We start from the raw sequence: 16,333 nt of genomic DNA on the forward strand, positions 1-16,333 counted from the left end.
TGCTGTTTTTATCAGGCCTCATACTTATGCTCTCTTCCTGCTCTACTACAGCCATCGACGACTACGCCAGCAATCAGCCGCGCCTTGACCCGCAGCAGTTTTTTAATGGCAACCTGAGCGCGCACGGTGTGTTAAAAGACCGCAGTGGCAAGGTGACGCGCTATTTCAACGCGAGCATCAAGGCCTATTGGAAAAATGGGGTGGGCACACTGGAAGAAAAATTCATTTTTGATGACGGCGAAATCCAATTCCGTAATTGGACGCTAACACCCACCGCCGATGGCTACGCAGCAACCGCAGGCGATGTAATCGGCGCCGGCAAGGCACAAGTTAGCGGCAATGCCATGCAACTCAATTATGTGCTGGAGATCAATTACAAAGGCTCACCACTGCAACTGAAAGTAGACGATTGGATGTGGCAGGTCGATAGCAAAACGCTGCTGAATGAATCCACGTTACGCAAATGGGGCTTTAAAGTGGGTAGCATTCAGTTGGTGATTGTGAAGCCTTAATACCGATCCTGACATCGAAAGCTGATTAACCTCTTTTAATACGCACGACTTTCATCACTTCAAATGTAATGCCCGCAACAACTTGCTGTTCCGGGTAATAGGTAATGTTCACTCTGGCCCCTTTTAAACTCAAGTACTTACCTTTGCGCTTGAACTTAAACGGGACATCACAACCCTCCACCATTAGCGTATGTAAAATCCATTCACCTTGCTCCCGTTGAACATGGGATACCACTTTCAACAATTCGGAATGATTGAGGCTGCTGTTTTTCTCTACCAGTTTTTTAGGATCTGATTGCATATTCAACTTTTGTGAATTTAGATGTGACGACTATTATCCCGCTCGATTTGAACCGGCATCGTCGGCGAGTTTGCTCAGTTTGGCAACCATGTCCGGTGCGGCGCGCAAACGAAAAAAAGCACCGGTCGCATCAGCGCGCTCTTCCAGCACATTGCACGACGCAAATATCTCGCCACGCAATTCTTGCGCCGACCAAGGCAAAAAAATCTCGGTTTCCACCAGATCTTTTTGAAAAAACTGCACAATCGTTTGATGCAACTTTTTTATATCCTCGTCGCGCTGCGCACTCAACACAATACAGCCGGGATAACTCGCTTGCAGCTCGGCAATTCGCTCGGCTTGCGCATCGGCATCCTGTAGATAATCAATCTTATTGAACACGCGAATGCGCGGCACTGTATCAGCACCAATCTCGGCTAATACTTTGTCCGTGACCTCAAGCTGCGCCTCATAGCCTGCGTCACCCGCGTCGATAACGTGTAACAACAACGATGCGTTGAGCGCTTCGTCCAGCGTTGATTTAAACGAGGCGACTAAACCATGCGGCAAATTTTTGATAAAACCCACAGTGTCACTCACCAACACTTTGGGCACAGTGTCCGGCTGTAAGGTGCGTACTTTTGTGTCGAGTGTGGCAAAGAGCTTATTGGCCACCAATACCTCATTGCCAGTCAAAGCGCGCATCAAGGTAGATTTACCCGCGTTGGTATAACCGACCAACGCCACTTGCGCCAATCCGGTTTGCCCTTGCCGCTGCGCGCGCTGGGTTTCACGCCCCGCTTCCATTGCATCAATTTCTTTTTGCAGCTCGGCAATACGGTCGCGCACTTTGCGGCTATCGATTTCACTGCGCGACTGACCCGAACCGCGCCCACCCACACCACTGCGCTGCCGCCCTGAAGGGCCTTCGCGTTTCGCTGCTTCACGCAAACGCGGCGCCATATAAGTCAGGCGCGCGATTTCAACTTGAATTCTTGCGGCGTGTGAACTGGCGTTGCGATGAAAAATTTCGAGGATGACAACGGTGCGATCCATCACCTCACAACCCACTTCATTTTCAAGATTGAGCGCTTGCGACGGCGAGATTTCATGATCGACAAGAATATAATCCACCGCCTGACTCACCGCGTGCGGATCAACTTGCGCACGGCCATTCGAGGCATCTTGCTGCGCTTGCACGAATTGCCGTATCTCATCGCGCTTACCAACGCCCATATACGCCGTCGAATCAAACGCTGCACGCTTTTGCGTAAATTGCCCAACCACCTCCAAACCCAAGGTTTTTGCTAGCTCGCCTAATTCAGCCAACGACGAGTTAAATTCAGTATCGTCAACACCGTCTAACTGCACAGCGACGATAAGCGCACGCGGAACGCGTGTTTGTTCGGGGTTTAACATGGAGTCACATCTCGGATAAGGGCGCGATAGCGGCGCCAGAATTTAAACATGGGTTAGCAGCTTAAAAGGTTAGCGGCTTAATAGGGTCGCAGCTTAACGGGTATTAATCCCCCGTTGCACGCACAGAGTTGCGGCATAGATTTGCGATCTGCGTACCTGCTGGTTGTCATTGCAAGACTTGCAGCGCAAGGTTCCGTTCAATTAGTCGTCGCGCGCCAACATTTTGAGCACAGCATCTCGATTAATGGCGCCAGCCTCATCGTTTGCGAGCGAACGATTTACCAAACATATGGTCAACTATACAATAAGCCACAATTCCGGATGCTACGTCACTTGCATCGCCCAAGGTGCCGAGCCTGCGGTTGTGAAGCTGGATTTCCAAAAACCATAAGAGAGTGATCACTATGAATATGAATCGTTGTAGCTTATTAGCCGTTCTACTGGCACTGACTGCCTGCGGTGGCGGGTCCGGCTCTGGATCCAAATCCTCCAGTTCGTCGGTCGTCAGTTCGATGGTGTCGAGTTCGGCGGCTTCCATGGCTTCCCTATCATCGGCAGTGAGTTCAATACCATCATCAGCGGCGATGAGTTCAGTATCTTCCTCCGCCATTACCTCCAGCATATCCAGCGCCAGCTCAAGTTCGACACCAGTAGTGATTGAGCTAGCCGAAAACGGCGGTTTCGAAATCTCGGAAGCGGGCAGCACCGCGCCCGCGAATTGGTCGTTGGCGACCAATGGAGGCACCGCGGCAATTCAAGTTATTAGCGCGGCTAATCAACCATCCAATGTTCACACCGGCGATCGAGCCCTGGAGGTCGCCATCAACACGATCGGCGCTAACCCTTGGTCGATAGAAACCACTCATACCGGGCTCAATAACGGAGGTATTCCGGTAGTTGGTGGCAGCATTTACGCCTACAAAGCTTGGGTAAAAGGCCCTGCCGGAGCGCAAGCCAATTTCACCGTCGGCACTCCCGCTCCAGCTTACGCTGAGCGTGCACGTAGCAATGTCACTCTGAGCGGTGAATGGCAAGAGGTGAGTATCGAAGTCACCACTAGTCCGGACGATACGCTATTGCGATTGCCAGTTCATTTTTCCCTCGCAGCAAACGTAGGCGCGACTATTTACGTCGATGATTTTTCTTTCACCAAAGTGGAATCCATCACTTACGAATATTCGCCTGTCACAGTTGAAAGCCTCCGCAGCCTGAGCCCTGGCAATATGCCAATTGGTGTTGCTGTGGCAGCAGGCAATTCTGCGATCAGCCCGCTGACTAACATCCCGCGCCAAACTGTCGTGACCCAGCACTTCAGCCAGCTGACCGCTGAAAACATTATGAAGCCCAGCTTTCTGCAACCGACCCAAGGTCAGTTCTCCTTCGGTGATGCAGACGCCCTTATCGACTTTGCTGAAGCTAATGGTTTGAAGGTGCATGGTCATACGTTGCTGTGGCACAACCAAATTCCAACCTGGATGCAAAATTTCTCGGGCACCAAAGACCAATGGTTAGACGTATTGAGAACGCATGTCTCTACCGTGGCTAGTCACTTTGCCGCGCGCCAGTCAGTCGTTAGTTGGGACGTGGTAAACGAAGCTTTCGAAGACGCGGGCGGTCGTTATCGCGGTTCAGCAGCAAATACCGGATCTTCCGTGTGGTACACCAATATTGGCCCGGAATTTATTGAAGAAGCGTTCAAAGCTGCCCACGCGGCCGCTCCTAACGCCGATCTGTATTACAACGACTTCAGCACTGAATGGAACCGGCCGAAATTGGATGCAGTGGTCGCGATGGTAGAGGATTTTCAAGCGCGCAATATTCCTATTGACGGTGTTGGTTTCCAAATGCACGTGTGGGGCAACGCTAACGTCGCCACCATCCGTGAGCATCTGAAATTAGTGGCAGATATTCGCCCGGCGATCAAAGTTAAAATTACCGAGCTGGACGTACGCTTAAATTACGTAGATCCGCCACTGTCAGCTAACGCCTACACTCCAGCGCGCGCCGACCAGCACAAAGCATTAATTAAAGGCATCGTCGAAGCCTACCTTGAGGTAGTACCCCCTGAGCAGCGTGGTGGCATCACCGTTTGGGGCGTTGCCGATGTTGATAGTTGGATTAACTCGCTCTATGGCCGTCCAGACTGGTCACTGTTTTTCTTCAACGACATGAGTCCAAAGCCTGCACTACAAGGCTTTGCTGATGCACTGAGCGGTAACTAGGACTAAACTAGGCGGCCTAACCATTCGCCTGACCAAAAAAATGCCGGGATCAGAAATGATCCCGGCATTTTTTTTTGAAGAAAAGATTATTTGGTCAGCATGTATCAAATTGCAGTTACTTAAACGCCGTAGTGGCGACGAATTGATACTATCGCCACTGCTTGCCCAAGAGTAGGCACTCAAAGATGAGACTTATTTGGTTAATCGGTTTTAGCTTGGAGAATTCCAGCTGCATTTAGCAATTGCAATGTGCGCCCAATATCTGTTGATTCAACAACAGTGGTTTCCTTCCCATCAAATCTATTCAAAATGTCCTTTACCAGCTCATCTATAGTAATGATTTTAATATTAATTTCAGCACCATGCTTCAAAAAACGTTCTTTCAAAATAGCAGAGTTTTCAAGCTTTTTGCGATACATCTGGGCATCTCTCCCTGATAACTTTGTTACAGCTATATAATAAGTGAAGGAGATTTTTCCGGTTTGTTGCTGAATCGTTTTTAGGAAAGCGCAAAGCCACTTCGTAGAAACCAATTCCCTAAAATATTTCCATCCTTCTCTTTTCTGAAAGTCTTGTGTGCGCTCATTGTATTGCGCTTCCCCCTCAAGAACGGCCAGCCATTTTTTAGCATCGAACCCACTTTGCCAGGATTTACATGTAACAACAGCAACCTCATTGCCACTTCTTCCAGTAGGTGAAAAAGCTAGTATGTCGATATCCGAGTGAACGGAATCTTGCTTTGAGTTGTATTGCGCATCGTCTTTTGATGGCCGAAATTTAACGTTATGTTTTACAAACCACCCGTCTTGTGCCACAAACCAATCCGCTACAATTTGCTCAAGAATGTCTTCTTTCAATATAATTTCCTAATACGTTTTTCGCACAATCAATCACTTTCTTTGTTTTCGGTTGCACTAAAAATTAGTTTTCGTATTTCAGCTTTCGACCAAAAGCAGAAGTTGCTCACGGTTCTGCCGACTTGGCAACTGGAGGTGGTTGCATAAGGGGATTTTTTTACCGCAGTCGCTTGTTATAAATATTTAGCCCCAATTTCTGTCTACGTAAAACTTAAATACATTACCGCCTGAAATGTTCATTTTATATGTAGAATTTCTTTGAAAGACTCTCGGCAGAAGCTCTTTCGTAGAACCCAACTCCAATCGTAATATATTGTCGACTTCTGTATATTTGATGGCAACGTTCTCGATGGCTTCGTTAGTTAGCCATGCTTCTAATACCGCAATTTTATCGTTTTCATCGTAATTGTCGTGATCGTTGATAGGTATTTTTTTAAGAGATGCGGTTGATTCGTTATATAGACCCTGTAATTTCATTGCTTGACGGATTTCATGACATGCGGGTCCTAAAGCAGCTGCCGCCTCCGATTTAGCTCGGGCTCCCGAATACTTAGCCGGTGAAACACCAACTAAATCTGTAGGAATATGTAAATCAATATTATCGGGCATTACTATAAAGCAACGCCTTTTCCCAAGTTTGCCAATGAATAGACCAAGTTCGAAGATAACATTGTCGCGAACGGTATCACTAACATTACCGCGCATTCGAGTCTCATCGTCTCCACTAAAAACAAATATGCCAAAATCGGATGCTCTCAAAGCTTCAGTGATGGAATCTAAAGGCGTTATCGACAAAGAAAAGACACCTTGGCTCCAGACCGTTATATCTGCATCATGCTGTAAATTCACTTGCAGCGGATAAGCGATATCTAAACCTTCTACAGACGATGCTACAAATACTTTTGGCTTCAACTTCCACCTCGCTTATGCAACTTAAAATACCACCCATTTGATTGCTTCGTTACGCTGCTTTTAGCGCTTTTAACATTATTTTTCCGTCTGGTTTACCATATGCACCGAATAAAACATCTTCTTCTATATCTTCAAAATGCTCTATATAAGAGAAATGCTCAAACCCAAGCTCTTTTGCTAAGAGTAATATTTCATTCACTGTGTTTTTTGGCAGATTTTCTGCAATAGCTACGATCAAATTTTCAGGCTCACCACCATTTACTCCAAATGTTCTAATCGCCGGAACACCAAGCTCTGCTAATTTTGATTCAATTTCATTCTGATTATTAATGTTGGCATTAACAGCATACGAAAGAGTGGAGAGAGATGAATTTTCTTCATCGTTATTATTTATTTTACTAAGTTTGTTTTCTAATAACTGAATTTTTGAGTTTAACTGGTCATGAAGAATGTCTATTTTTGAAACCTTCATTATTTCGTTAGTACGGCTATTTAGGTAAGTTGAATAGTAAGAATCTTCTTGCAACTCAGGACGAAACTTAGTTTGCAGAAGAAAAAGGGCACCAATAAAAATAGGAACATTTAATATTGCAGCTATTGTCAGTGCCCCTGACTGCCAGGAATTCAAATCCATTTTTGCAGCCGCCATTAAAAATGCCGTATCAATGGTTAGCAGACCGACAAGCCACGCGCCTAGCAATTGAATAGGCTTAGTGATCCGGTCGGGTGAAATGTTGTGTTTTTCCATTGCGATAATTCATCCTTCGCTTAAAAGTTTATTCAACGACCCAATGCCTTGTGGGCAGATTAACCCTACCCCTTTAAAAATACTAGATGCAGCAATATCTCAGCAATCAACACAAATAAAGTTGGAAGTGTACGGTTTAATAAATTAGGAGATATACGGCCTCTATTTTTAAACTTCCGCTTTGGGCATATCTACGACCTTCGGCGGATTGTTTCGCTAAGCACGCCCTACCAAAGCATCAACTGATTGAAGCACAGATGAGCTGAATAACAAATATTGCTCGCAAGTGGAATTACCACTCATTACACCAATAAAAATTAAACGGCTTGGTTTAATCACTTTCCCTAAACGCAACCGCACAATTACGGCCTGCTGCTTTTGCTGTGTACAAGGCTTCATCGGTGCGTTGTATAACGGCGGTTGCGTTGGGTTCGTTGGGGTGCCAGGCGCTGCTGCCGATGCTCATGGTCATGTGGCCGACATCGGGGAAGGTGGCGATTTCAATTGCGCTGCGAATTTTTTCAGCAACCGTGCTAACGGCGATGGCATTGGGGGAGTTTGGCAAAATTACCGCAAACTCTTCACCACCGTAGCGTGCGACAAAATCAGTCGTGCGGATATTGTCTTTAATTACGCGGGCGATTTGTTGTAACACGGCGTCGCCTACCGGGTGGCCGTGGTTGTCGTTTACTTTTTTGAAGTGATCCGCATCGAGCAATAAAAGTGAAAAGCCGTGGCCGGTACGCTGCCCCATGCGTACACACTCTGCCAGTTTTTCATCAAACGAACGGCGATTGTTAACGCCGGTAAGTGGGTCAGTGGTGGCGAGGTGTTCCAATTGTTTATTCGCAGCAGCCAAGGCTTCTGTGCGTTGCAATACTTGTTGCTCCAGTGTTTGATTCAGCAATTCCAGTTCGCGCTCGCGCGTGAGTAATGACTCAGTCATGGATTGCATGGCATTACTTAATTGCGCAACTTCACGCAAGTTGGTGCCGGTTGGGTAGCGCGGTGCGGTGGTGTGGAGTTTGATACTGCGCGCAGCGGCGGCAAGTTGCTCGATGGGTTTACTGACACTTTGGGCGAGGCGCCACGCCAGCAATGAAAACAATATCATCGCAATGACTGCAAGAATCAGAAAATGCCAATAGGTGGCATACACAGGCGCTAATGCGTTTTCCAATGGCTGACGCACTACAATTCGCCAACCGAAATGGGTATTAGCGCTCGCGTCTACCATTACTTGACTGGTCAAATATTGACGTCCATCGTCCCAGGTAGCTATCGAATAATTTGCCGAATGATTTTTCGAATAATTTTTGTTGTCGGATAGATTTTCAGGTAAGCGACTAATACCAGCCAACGCCTGCGGATAAAGCACATTGCCCGCCTCGCTGACGATGAGAATTTCTGAACCGCTATCGCGTTCACGGCGATTGGCAACCCGTTGCACAGTCTCTGTCACCCAATTCCAGTGCGCATGTGCAGCCACCACACCAATGACCTGCCCCTCTTTATTGCGGATGGGCGCGGCGAAATCGATAAAGCGTAAGGGTTCGGTGCTAGCGGGATGAGGCAAGAGTTTGGCGAGCAACAAGGCCTCATGTACATCGCCGGTAAATACACCCTTTAATCCGGCAATAAACCAGGGGCGCTGTGCGACAGATTCGTTGACGAGCATGTTATTGCTGGCCTGAATCACTTTGCCATTTGTATCTGCCACACCCAGCCATGCGAATTCACTGCGCAGTATCCGGCGGCGCTCAAGAGAGGCCAGCAGATCCGGGCTAGTGAAATCCCCACGCACAAAATGTGGGGCCTGGCTGAGCAATACAATTTCCATTTCGCGCTCGCGCAGGTTTGCGCCCAATAATTCGGCGGCAGCCATCGCATTAGCAAAAACCGATTCGCCTGCAGTAACTTTGATTTGTGCGGTAGTGAGCAAGCCAGCGTAAATACCCACGCTGAGCAAAGTAAACAGAGACAAGCCGCCGAACCAAAGCGCGAGCCTTACCCTGAAGCTGTTATGTTTAAACAATCGATAGGCCTTTTGTGTGTGGGGGTTGTTGAATTCTACAACACAGGCGCAAATGGCGTATTTAGTTAATCAATAAAAATCAAAACCGAATCGTGCTGAGCTGGTACAGCTTATCGCGCATATGCCGCGCGTTTTCAGTATCGCCAAGCTTGTCGTAAATATCGGCAGCAAGGCGATAGAAGCGCGCTTCGTTCTCTTCTTTCTTAATCGCTTTTTTAATCAGCACCAACGCACCGCTGGGATCATTTTTTTCCATCGCCTCTTCCGCGCGCTTAAACATGTAATACGGATTGGCATTGCGGTGCATGCGCACACGTTTTTGGTAATACTCGCTCTGTTCGAGCTTGCCCATGTCTTTATACAGACCGGCAAGATTATGCATGATGGTGTAATCGCGCGGATTAATGCTCAGGCCGTGCAAATAAATTGCCTCCGCTTCCGGCAGTAATTTCTGGCGGCGATAAAAACTGCCGAAATTGCTCCAGATATAACTCGGCTCCTGACTCATCAATAAGGCTTTGCGCAAATACAAAAAGGCCTCGCGCGCATTGCCCTCAGCAGCTAATTCCATCCCGCGATTGGAATAAAACTGCGCCGCTACCAAATCCTTACTGATCACCTGTTGCTTGTAATGCGGCCGATAGCGGCGCATTTCCAAATCCACCACTATATCGCTCACGTCTGCCGTGCCGATAACACGGATAAAGGACTGGTTGGGGCGCGGCATAAACACCTTGGCGTTGACATGGCGCATCAGCAGATAGGTATCGGTTGCGCGCATATCCCAGGTGGGAGGCAAAATCACTTCATTCACTTCCGCCTTTAACCCCAGATGGCGAGCCATAGCGACGAACAGAAGTGTGTAGCTTATGCAGTTAGCCTGGCGCCGCTCAAACGCATCAATACCGGTGATGGTGTCAAAGGCGCTGTAGGTAATGCCGCGACCGCCGACACTGGTTGAAGATATGAGCGCTTTATGGAGCGCTTCCGCTTTGGCATCGCTGCGCTTGGCATCGGCAGTGGAGGTTTCTGCAAATAGCTGCATTTCCTTCGTCAAGCCAAACAAATCTGCATTGGGCAACTCCTCGGGTAAATAGGGGCGCCCCAAAATCAACTCTCCCGATAACTCCCGCTCTAAAGAGCCTTTATCCGACAAAAAAGGGACTTTCTGCACCACGGAGGAACAGGCAGAAAGCGTAAAACAGAAAAATAAGACCCAAAAGCGTGGTGTTTTCATTGTCATCAGGCTCAGTTCCGGTCAATTAGTCATATTTAGTATAGGTGCTATTCACGCCCTGTGCGCGTCACAAATGTCACGCTAAACCTGTGAGATTAAAGAGAATTTTTATATTTACCCACGCGCGAAAAAAGTGTCATTAGCACTTTGTACCGCCCACATAAATTAGCCACAAAAGCACTTTGCGCAAAAAAAGTGCGCCAACCCACTCGTTCGACGTCTGTCAGCGCACGTCTCGCCAACAAAAACCAGCACTAAAAAAACGCACGTGCTTTTTGTGTGATCCAGCAGTGTGCAAAAGTAAAAGAAACAGACCAATAACAGCAAATTCACTGCGCCGTTAATGTGCATTACTGATATTGGCACAGTGTTTGAATAGACCTGTTTGTACTGATTCATTACAACAACTCAATTTTCTTAATTTTTTTGCGCAGCCGTTTGTTTTTCGAAAACGTTTTTTGTGGCGCAAACAAGACCTAAAAAATTCACCATTTTTTTTAAGCGATTTGTATCCACCGCCAGGAGCCAGAGATGAAAGAAACAATCACAACAATGAAAAAAATTTCCAGTTTGTTAAGACCTTTAGCAAAAACCACTTTTGCACTTGCTGCTGCATTCTCTTTAATCACTGCAGCACAAGCAGCAACCGGCCCTGCCGAAAAAACCGAATTGAAATTTGGTTTTATTAAATTGACCGACATGGCCGACCTCGCTGTCGCTTACGAAAATGGTTACTTCGACGATGAAGGTTTGACCGTTGAACTCGAAGCGCAAGCCAACTGGAAAGTCGTACTTGACCGCGTTATTTCCGGTGAACTGGATGGTTCGCACATGTTGCTTGCTCAACCTGTGGCAGCCAATATTGGTTACGGCACGCAAGCGGAATTAGTGTTTCCGTTCACCATGACACAAAACACTTATGCAATTACGGTTTCCAATGAAATTTGGAAAAAAATGAAAAAGAATGTGCCGGTGGGCACCGATGGAAAACCCGTTCATCCAATCAGTGCGAGCACATTGAAGCCCGTTGTTGACAGCATGAAAGACGCAGGCAAATCGATTCAAATGGGCGTGGTGTTTCCCGTATCCACCCACAACATGGGTTTACGTTATTGGTTGGCTGCTGGTGGAATTAATCCCGGTTTATATGCACCGCATAAAGGTGATACCACCGGCCAAATTAATGCCGATATTTTATTGTCAGTTACTCCACCACCACAAATGCCCGCCACTATGGAAGCAGGCACCATTCAAGGTTACTCAGTAGGTGAGCCTTGGAACCAACAAGCAGTATTCCGCGGGATTGGTGTACCGGTAATGGCAGTACACAATAAAATTGGCGATAAAGTGTTTGGTGTGCGCAAAGATTTTATCGAGAAAAATCCCAACACCACTATCCGTGTTGTGAAAGCCATGATCCGCGCAGCCAAGTGGCTGGATGAAAACAACAACGCTAACCGCTCTGCCGGTGCAAAAATGATTTCTGCTGCACACTACGTCGGTGCCGATTACAAAGTTATCGCCAACTCCATGACCGGCGTCTTTGAATACGAGCGCAAAGACGTTCGCCCAACTCCTGACTTCAACGTGTTCTTCCGCTACAACGCTTCTTATCCACATACTTCTGATGCCGTTTGGTACCTGACCCAAATGCGTCGCTGGGGCCAAATCCCTGAAGCAAAACCTGACAGCTGGTACATGGAAATGGGCAGAAAAGCGGTAGCGCCAGAAATTTACCAACAGGCTGCAGCCGATTTAATTGCCGAAGGAAAAATGGCAGCGAGCGATTTCCCTGACTTTAAAACCTTCAACGGTATTCGCGCAGTGAATGAAACCGAGTGGATTGATGGTGTGCAATTTGACGCAGCAAAACCGAACGAGTATCTCACCAAATTTAAAATCGGTTTGAAAGGCGACGAGAAAATTTAAGCACACCAAGCTTGCAGAACACAGTTGTAACGTTTGTTGACAATAAGCCCGCTTGCTTACGAGCAAGCGGGCAATCCAGAGGAAACGATCATGAGTAGTAAATTAGCCACCTTGAAATTTGAACAGCTAAAAGCCATCAAATGGCGCGATGTCCTGATCAGCACCTTGATGCCATTGATCGGTGTACTCGCCTTTATTTTGCTGTGGCACACAGCCGCACCGAACATCAACACTTCACTGGGTGATTTTCCCCAGCCCAAACAAGTATTCGAGCAATGGGGTAATTTGGTTGACGAATATAAAACTGAACAAGAGCGCGCTGAGGTATTTTACGAGCGCCAGGAAAAACGCAACGCCGAATTGCTTGCTCAAGATCCCGCCGCCAAAATTGACGAGCGTGAATTTAATGGCCGCCCCACTTTTTTTGACAAAATCGAAACCAGTTTAGTTACTGTGCTTTCCGGATTTTTTGTTGCATCGATCATTGCGATTCCGGTGGGAATTTTGATTGGCCTGAGCCAACCGCTCTACAACGCCATCAACCCGCTGATTCAATTATTTAAACCGGTATCGCCTCTTGCCTGGCTGCCGCTGGTGACCATCGTGGTGAGTGCGGTCTATGTTTCCGATTCGCCGATGTTCTCCAAGTCTTACATTATTTCCCTTCTAACCGTGAGTCTCTGCTCGCTCTGGCCAACCATGATAAACACGGCTGTTGGTGTTGCGGGTGTTAGCAAAGATTTGATCAACGTGAGCCGCGTATTGCGCCTCGGCTGGTTCACTCACGTCATGAAAATTGTATTGCCATCTGCAATTCCGATGATGTTTACCGGCCTGCGTATTTCACTCGGTATCGCCTGGATGGTATTGATCGCTGCTGAAATGCTCTCGCAAAACCCGGGCCTCGGAAAATTTGTGTGGGACGAATTCCAAAATGGTTCATCGGATTCACTGAGCCGCATTTGCCTCGCGATTTTGGTGATTGGTTTGATCGGCTTTCTACTCGACCGGATTATTTTGATCCTGCAAACCTATATCAATTGGGACAAGAGTGCAGTCGTCCGTTAACGCACAGCGCAAACGGTATATAAATTGCCTTATCAAATTGTGTCCAAATTATTTATCACTCGCCAAATACGATAGAAAGTACAGAGGAAAACACCATGAGCCAGATTCATCTTGAATTGACTAAAGTCGGCATAGAATTTCCAACGCCCAAAGGCCCATTTTGCGCACTGCGCGATGTGGATTTAAAAATTAAAAAAGGTGAATTTGTATCGCTGATTGGCCACTCGGGCTGCGGCAAATCCACCGTGCTCAATATTGTCGCCGGCTTGTATCAAGCCACTACCGGTGGCGTGGTTCTGAATGGCCGCGAAGTAAATGAACCCGGTCCCGAGCGTGCCGTGGTATTCCAAAACCATTCCCTCCTGCCTTGGCTGACTGCCTACGAAAACGTTGAGCTGGGTGTGAAACGCGTCTTCAAAGGCAAAAAAACCAAAGCGGAAATGCGCGAGTGGATTGAGCACAACCTGGAACTGGTACACATGACCCACGCCATCCACAAACGCCCGGATGAACTCTCCGGCGGTATGAAGCAGCGTGTGGGTATTGCGCGCGCGCTGGCAATGGAGCCGCAAGTGCTGTTGATGGATGAACCCTTCGGTGCGCTGGACGCACTGACCCGCGCCCATTTGCAAGACTCGCTGATGGAAATCCAGAACGAGCTGGGCAATACCGTGATTATGATTACGCATGATGTAGACGAAGCGGTACTGCTCTCTGACCGCATTGTGATGATGACCAACGGGCCAGCCGCTACTGTCGGGGAAATCCTCGATGTGCCACTCGCGCGTCCACGCAATCGCCTGGAACTCGCCGACAACGTCGAATACAACCACTACCGCTCAGCGGTATTGCGCTTCCTGTATGAGAAGCAAAAAAAAATTGAATCCATCGACGCCAAACGCGCCGAAAAGCAACTCGACAAAGGCGCGGCTGAACCAGCCAAAAGCGTCGCCTGATCTCGCGCTTGTCCGGCTTTGTGGCGGTGTACCTCCACAGGCCAGAAGTGCGAATTCGACCTCTGTTTGCCCCGGCTTGCCGGGGCTTTTTTATGCCCGAAAGACAGCGATTTTCACCCCTTAAAAGCCAAATCAAAAAAATAAGCGCATTAATTAAGCGTTTTGACTATTTTTTGGTTGGCACATTTTTCATCATTGGTATATATTGTGCAGCATATTTTGACGACACCCATCCGTGATGGACCACGCACTTCTGGAAACAAGGCGCGAACTCCATGCAGCAAGCCATTAACAAACCCTATCTCCTCCTCACATCGAAACTGGAACACCCTCCGGTTGCGGAATTTAATCCCGCAGTAGAACCCGTGACTCTCGGCGAGCTGGAGCAATTCACACAGCTACAGACACCGGAAGTCACCGCTACCTACGCCGATTTGATTATCGATTACCTCAAGCAATTACAGATCGATACGGTCTTTGGTGTTCCGGGTGGTGCGATAGAACCCCTGCTCAACTCTCTTGCTCGCAGCGAGCGTGCCGGTGGCCCGCGCCTGGTAGTGGCGCGCCATGAGTGCGGTGCTGCCTTTATGGCCGATGGCTACTCACGCGAAACCGGCAAGATGGGTGTGGTGTGCGCGACTACTGGCCCAGGCGCAACCAATCTGATCACCGGGGTGGCGTCGGCGTTGGCTGATGAAATCCCGATGCTGGTGATCACTGCGCAAACGCCGCTGCCCAAATTCGGCAAACGCGCACTGCAGGAATCCAGCTGCACTGCCATCGATACCGTCGGCATGTTCCGCTACGTCACCCAGTTCAATACGCTGGTATCGCACCACGAACAACTCGAAAGCAAATTGGTGTCGGCAATCATGGCGGCGCACCGCAAACCCAATGGACCGGTACATATCAGTGTGCCTGCCGACGTATTGCGCGCACCAGCAACTATCAATGCACATATTCACAGCGACTTGCTGGTGCACGATTTCGCCATGGCCGACGATTCGGCCATCGCCCGCCTGTGCGAAAAGCTCGGCAAGGTCGATAACATCGTCATGTACATTGGCAACGGTGTGGGCAAAGCCAGCAAACAAATTATGGAGTTTATCGAACTGACCGGCGCCGCCTTTGTCACCGGCCCCATGGGCAAAACCTGGGTCGATGAACATCATCCGCAATACCGCGGCGTGTTCGGTTTTGCCGGGCACGAAAGCGCCCGCAACCTGCTGCAAAGCAAAGAGGTCAACCTGATCCTCGCAGTGGGCACTGAGCTGGGCGAACTGGGCACCAGCGGTTGGAAAAACGATTTGCTCAATACCAAACTCGTCCACATAGATTCATCGATTGAACACTTCACCCGCTCGCCTATGGCGAATCTGCATGTGTTCGGCAATATCGATGTGATTTTTGATCGCCTGGTCAAAAGCGTACGCGAAGTGCGCAAATGGGGCCGCACCTGGCAAACACTGCCAGGCGCCGCCACAGAAAATGCCAACGGCGGTTTTTTCACTCTTAACGATGCAGACAAATGCCACTCCAACGCCAGCCCGGTAAAACCCCAGCGGTTGATGTGTCACTTGTCGCGCGCCCTGCCCGACGACACGCGCATTTTTGTCGATGCCGGCAACGGCTGGTCCTGGGCGACGCACTACCTTACCCGCTCGAACAGTGAAGGCCTGTACCGCATCGCCATGGGTTACGGCTCAATGGCCTGGTCGATTGGCGCAGCGATAGGCTCTGCGATCGCCAATCGCAATGCACCGACTCTGTGTATCGTCGGCGACGGTTCCTATTTGATGAGCGCGCAGGAAATTACTGTTGCCGCACAGCAAAAACTGCCGGTGGTGTTTCTGGTATTAAACGATTCGGCGATGGGCATGGTGATGCACGGGCAAATGCTCGGACAGCAGGAATCGATTGGCTGGGAATTAAATGAAGTCAATTACGCCCTAATGGCACAGGCGATGGGTGTGGATGGCATAGTGATCGATTCACCTGAGCAACTAGATGCGCTCGATTACGCCGCACTCTTCCAAAAAAATGGCCCGACCCTGCTTGATGTGCGTATCGACCGCAATGAAATCCCGCCCATGGGCGATCGCATCAAAGGGCTTGCAGTCAACGGCTCAGCCACTCCGGGAGGTTAACAACCCGCTCA

At 48.6% G+C, this 16,333-nt stretch carries 13 protein-coding genes; 6 read left to right on the forward strand and 7 right to left on the reverse strand.

Annotated elements, in window-relative coordinates:
- Positions 1-26 precede the first annotated feature (26 nt).
- Positions 27-512 (forward strand): DUF3833 domain-containing protein, encoded by a 486-nt coding sequence (locus J2X05_RS17490; RefSeq protein ID WP_310074940.1) that lies wholly within the window; start codon positions 27-29, stop codon positions 510-512.
- Between the two features lie 25 nt (positions 513-537).
- Here J2X05_RS17490 and J2X05_RS17495 read toward each other — a convergent pair whose 3' ends face one another.
- Together J2X05_RS17495 and hflX are read right to left on the reverse strand one after the other, a co-directional pair.
- A complete protein-coding gene (locus J2X05_RS17495; RefSeq protein WP_310074941.1) occupies positions 538-813 on the reverse strand; it encodes a hypothetical protein in 276 nt (91 codons plus the stop codon).
- Positions 814-846: 33 nt separating this feature from the next.
- Positions 847-2,211, reverse strand: coding sequence for a GTPase HflX (gene hflX / locus J2X05_RS17500; RefSeq protein WP_310074943.1), 1,365 nt, complete (start codon positions 2,209-2,211; stop codon positions 847-849).
- A gap of 404 nt (positions 2,212-2,615) precedes the next feature.
- On the opposite strand from hflX, the gene J2X05_RS17505 reads away from it, so the two are divergent.
- On the forward strand, positions 2,616-4,433 hold the full coding sequence (locus tag J2X05_RS17505) for an endo-1,4-beta-xylanase (protein WP_310074945.1): 1,818 nt from the start codon (positions 2,616-2,618) through the stop codon (positions 4,431-4,433).
- Between the two features lie 200 nt (positions 4,434-4,633).
- Here J2X05_RS17505 and J2X05_RS17510 read toward each other — a convergent pair whose 3' ends face one another.
- The 5 genes from J2X05_RS17510 to J2X05_RS17530 all read right to left on the reverse strand — a co-directional run bounded on the left by J2X05_RS17510 (position 4,634) and on the right by J2X05_RS17530 (position 10,222).
- Complete coding sequence (locus tag J2X05_RS17510) at positions 4,634-5,290, reverse strand: nuclease-related domain-containing protein (RefSeq protein ID WP_310074948.1); 657 nt, start codon at positions 5,288-5,290, stop codon at positions 4,634-4,636.
- 183 nt (positions 5,291-5,473) lie between these two features.
- Positions 5,474-6,202: a TIR domain-containing protein gene (locus J2X05_RS17515; RefSeq protein ID WP_310074949.1), complete on the reverse strand. Its 729-nt coding sequence runs from the start codon at positions 6,200-6,202 to the stop codon at positions 5,474-5,476.
- 49 nt (positions 6,203-6,251) lie between these two features.
- Positions 6,252-6,950: a hypothetical protein gene (locus tag J2X05_RS17520; RefSeq protein ID WP_310074951.1), complete on the reverse strand. Its 699-nt coding sequence runs from the start codon at positions 6,948-6,950 to the stop codon at positions 6,252-6,254.
- A 331-nt stretch (positions 6,951-7,281) separates the two neighbouring features.
- Complete coding sequence (locus J2X05_RS17525) at positions 7,282-8,934, reverse strand: sensor domain-containing diguanylate cyclase (protein ID WP_310074953.1); 1,653 nt, start codon at positions 8,932-8,934, stop codon at positions 7,282-7,284.
- 130 nt (positions 8,935-9,064) lie between these two features.
- Entirely contained in the window at positions 9,065-10,222 is a 1,158-nt protein-coding gene (locus J2X05_RS17530; RefSeq protein ID WP_310074955.1) for a tetratricopeptide repeat protein, read from the reverse strand.
- Between the two features lie 552 nt (positions 10,223-10,774).
- Between J2X05_RS17530 and J2X05_RS17535 the strand changes: the two genes are divergently transcribed.
- The 4 genes from J2X05_RS17535 (at position 10,775) to J2X05_RS17550 (ending at position 16,322) form a co-directional block, all read left to right on the forward strand.
- Positions 10,775-12,151, forward strand: coding sequence for a CmpA/NrtA family ABC transporter substrate-binding protein (locus J2X05_RS17535; protein WP_374725285.1), 1,377 nt, complete (start codon positions 10,775-10,777; stop codon positions 12,149-12,151).
- Between the two features lie 90 nt (positions 12,152-12,241).
- Positions 12,242-13,219: an ABC transporter permease gene (locus tag J2X05_RS17540; protein ID WP_310074958.1), complete on the forward strand. Its 978-nt coding sequence runs from the start codon at positions 12,242-12,244 to the stop codon at positions 13,217-13,219.
- A gap of 95 nt (positions 13,220-13,314) precedes the next feature.
- Positions 13,315-14,175, forward strand: a complete 861-nt coding sequence (locus J2X05_RS17545) for an ABC transporter ATP-binding protein (protein ID WP_310074960.1) — start codon at positions 13,315-13,317, stop codon at positions 14,173-14,175.
- Between the two features lie 275 nt (positions 14,176-14,450).
- Positions 14,451-16,322 (forward strand): thiamine pyrophosphate-binding protein, encoded by a 1,872-nt coding sequence (locus J2X05_RS17550; RefSeq protein WP_310074962.1) that lies wholly within the window; start codon positions 14,451-14,453, stop codon positions 16,320-16,322.
- Positions 16,323-16,333 lie beyond the last annotated feature (11 nt).

This window comes from Cellvibrio fibrivorans (assembly GCF_031457055.1).
Classification (GTDB): Bacteria; Pseudomonadota; Gammaproteobacteria; order Pseudomonadales; family Cellvibrionaceae; genus Cellvibrio; species Cellvibrio fibrivorans.

Excerpts from the sequence above, each read along its gene's own strand:
- J2X05_RS17490 (WP_310074940.1), top strand. The coding sequence starts at position 27 with ATGCTCTCTTCCTGCTCTACTACAGCCATCGACGACTACGCCAGCAAT.
- J2X05_RS17495 (WP_310074941.1), bottom strand. The coding sequence starts at position 813 with ATGCAATCAGATCCTAAAAAACTGGTAGAGAAAAACAGCAGCCTCAAT.
- hflX (WP_310074943.1), bottom strand. The coding sequence starts at position 2,211 with ATGTTAAACCCCGAACAAACACGCGTTCCGCGTGCGCTTATCGTCGCT.
- J2X05_RS17505 (WP_310074945.1), top strand. The coding sequence starts at position 2,616 with ATGAATATGAATCGTTGTAGCTTATTAGCCGTTCTACTGGCACTGACT.
- J2X05_RS17520 (WP_310074951.1), bottom strand. The coding sequence starts at position 6,950 with ATGGAAAAACACAACATTTCACCCGACCGGATCACTAAGCCTATTCAA.
- J2X05_RS17530 (WP_310074955.1), bottom strand. The coding sequence starts at position 10,222 with ATGAAAACACCACGCTTTTGGGTCTTATTTTTCTGTTTTACGCTTTCT.
- J2X05_RS17535 (WP_374725285.1), top strand. The coding sequence starts at position 10,775 with ATGAAAAAAATTTCCAGTTTGTTAAGACCTTTAGCAAAAACCACTTTT.
- J2X05_RS17540 (WP_310074958.1), top strand. The coding sequence starts at position 12,242 with ATGAGTAGTAAATTAGCCACCTTGAAATTTGAACAGCTAAAAGCCATC.
- J2X05_RS17545 (WP_310074960.1), top strand. The coding sequence starts at position 13,315 with ATGAGCCAGATTCATCTTGAATTGACTAAAGTCGGCATAGAATTTCCA.
- J2X05_RS17550 (WP_310074962.1), top strand. The coding sequence starts at position 14,451 with ATGCAGCAAGCCATTAACAAACCCTATCTCCTCCTCACATCGAAACTG.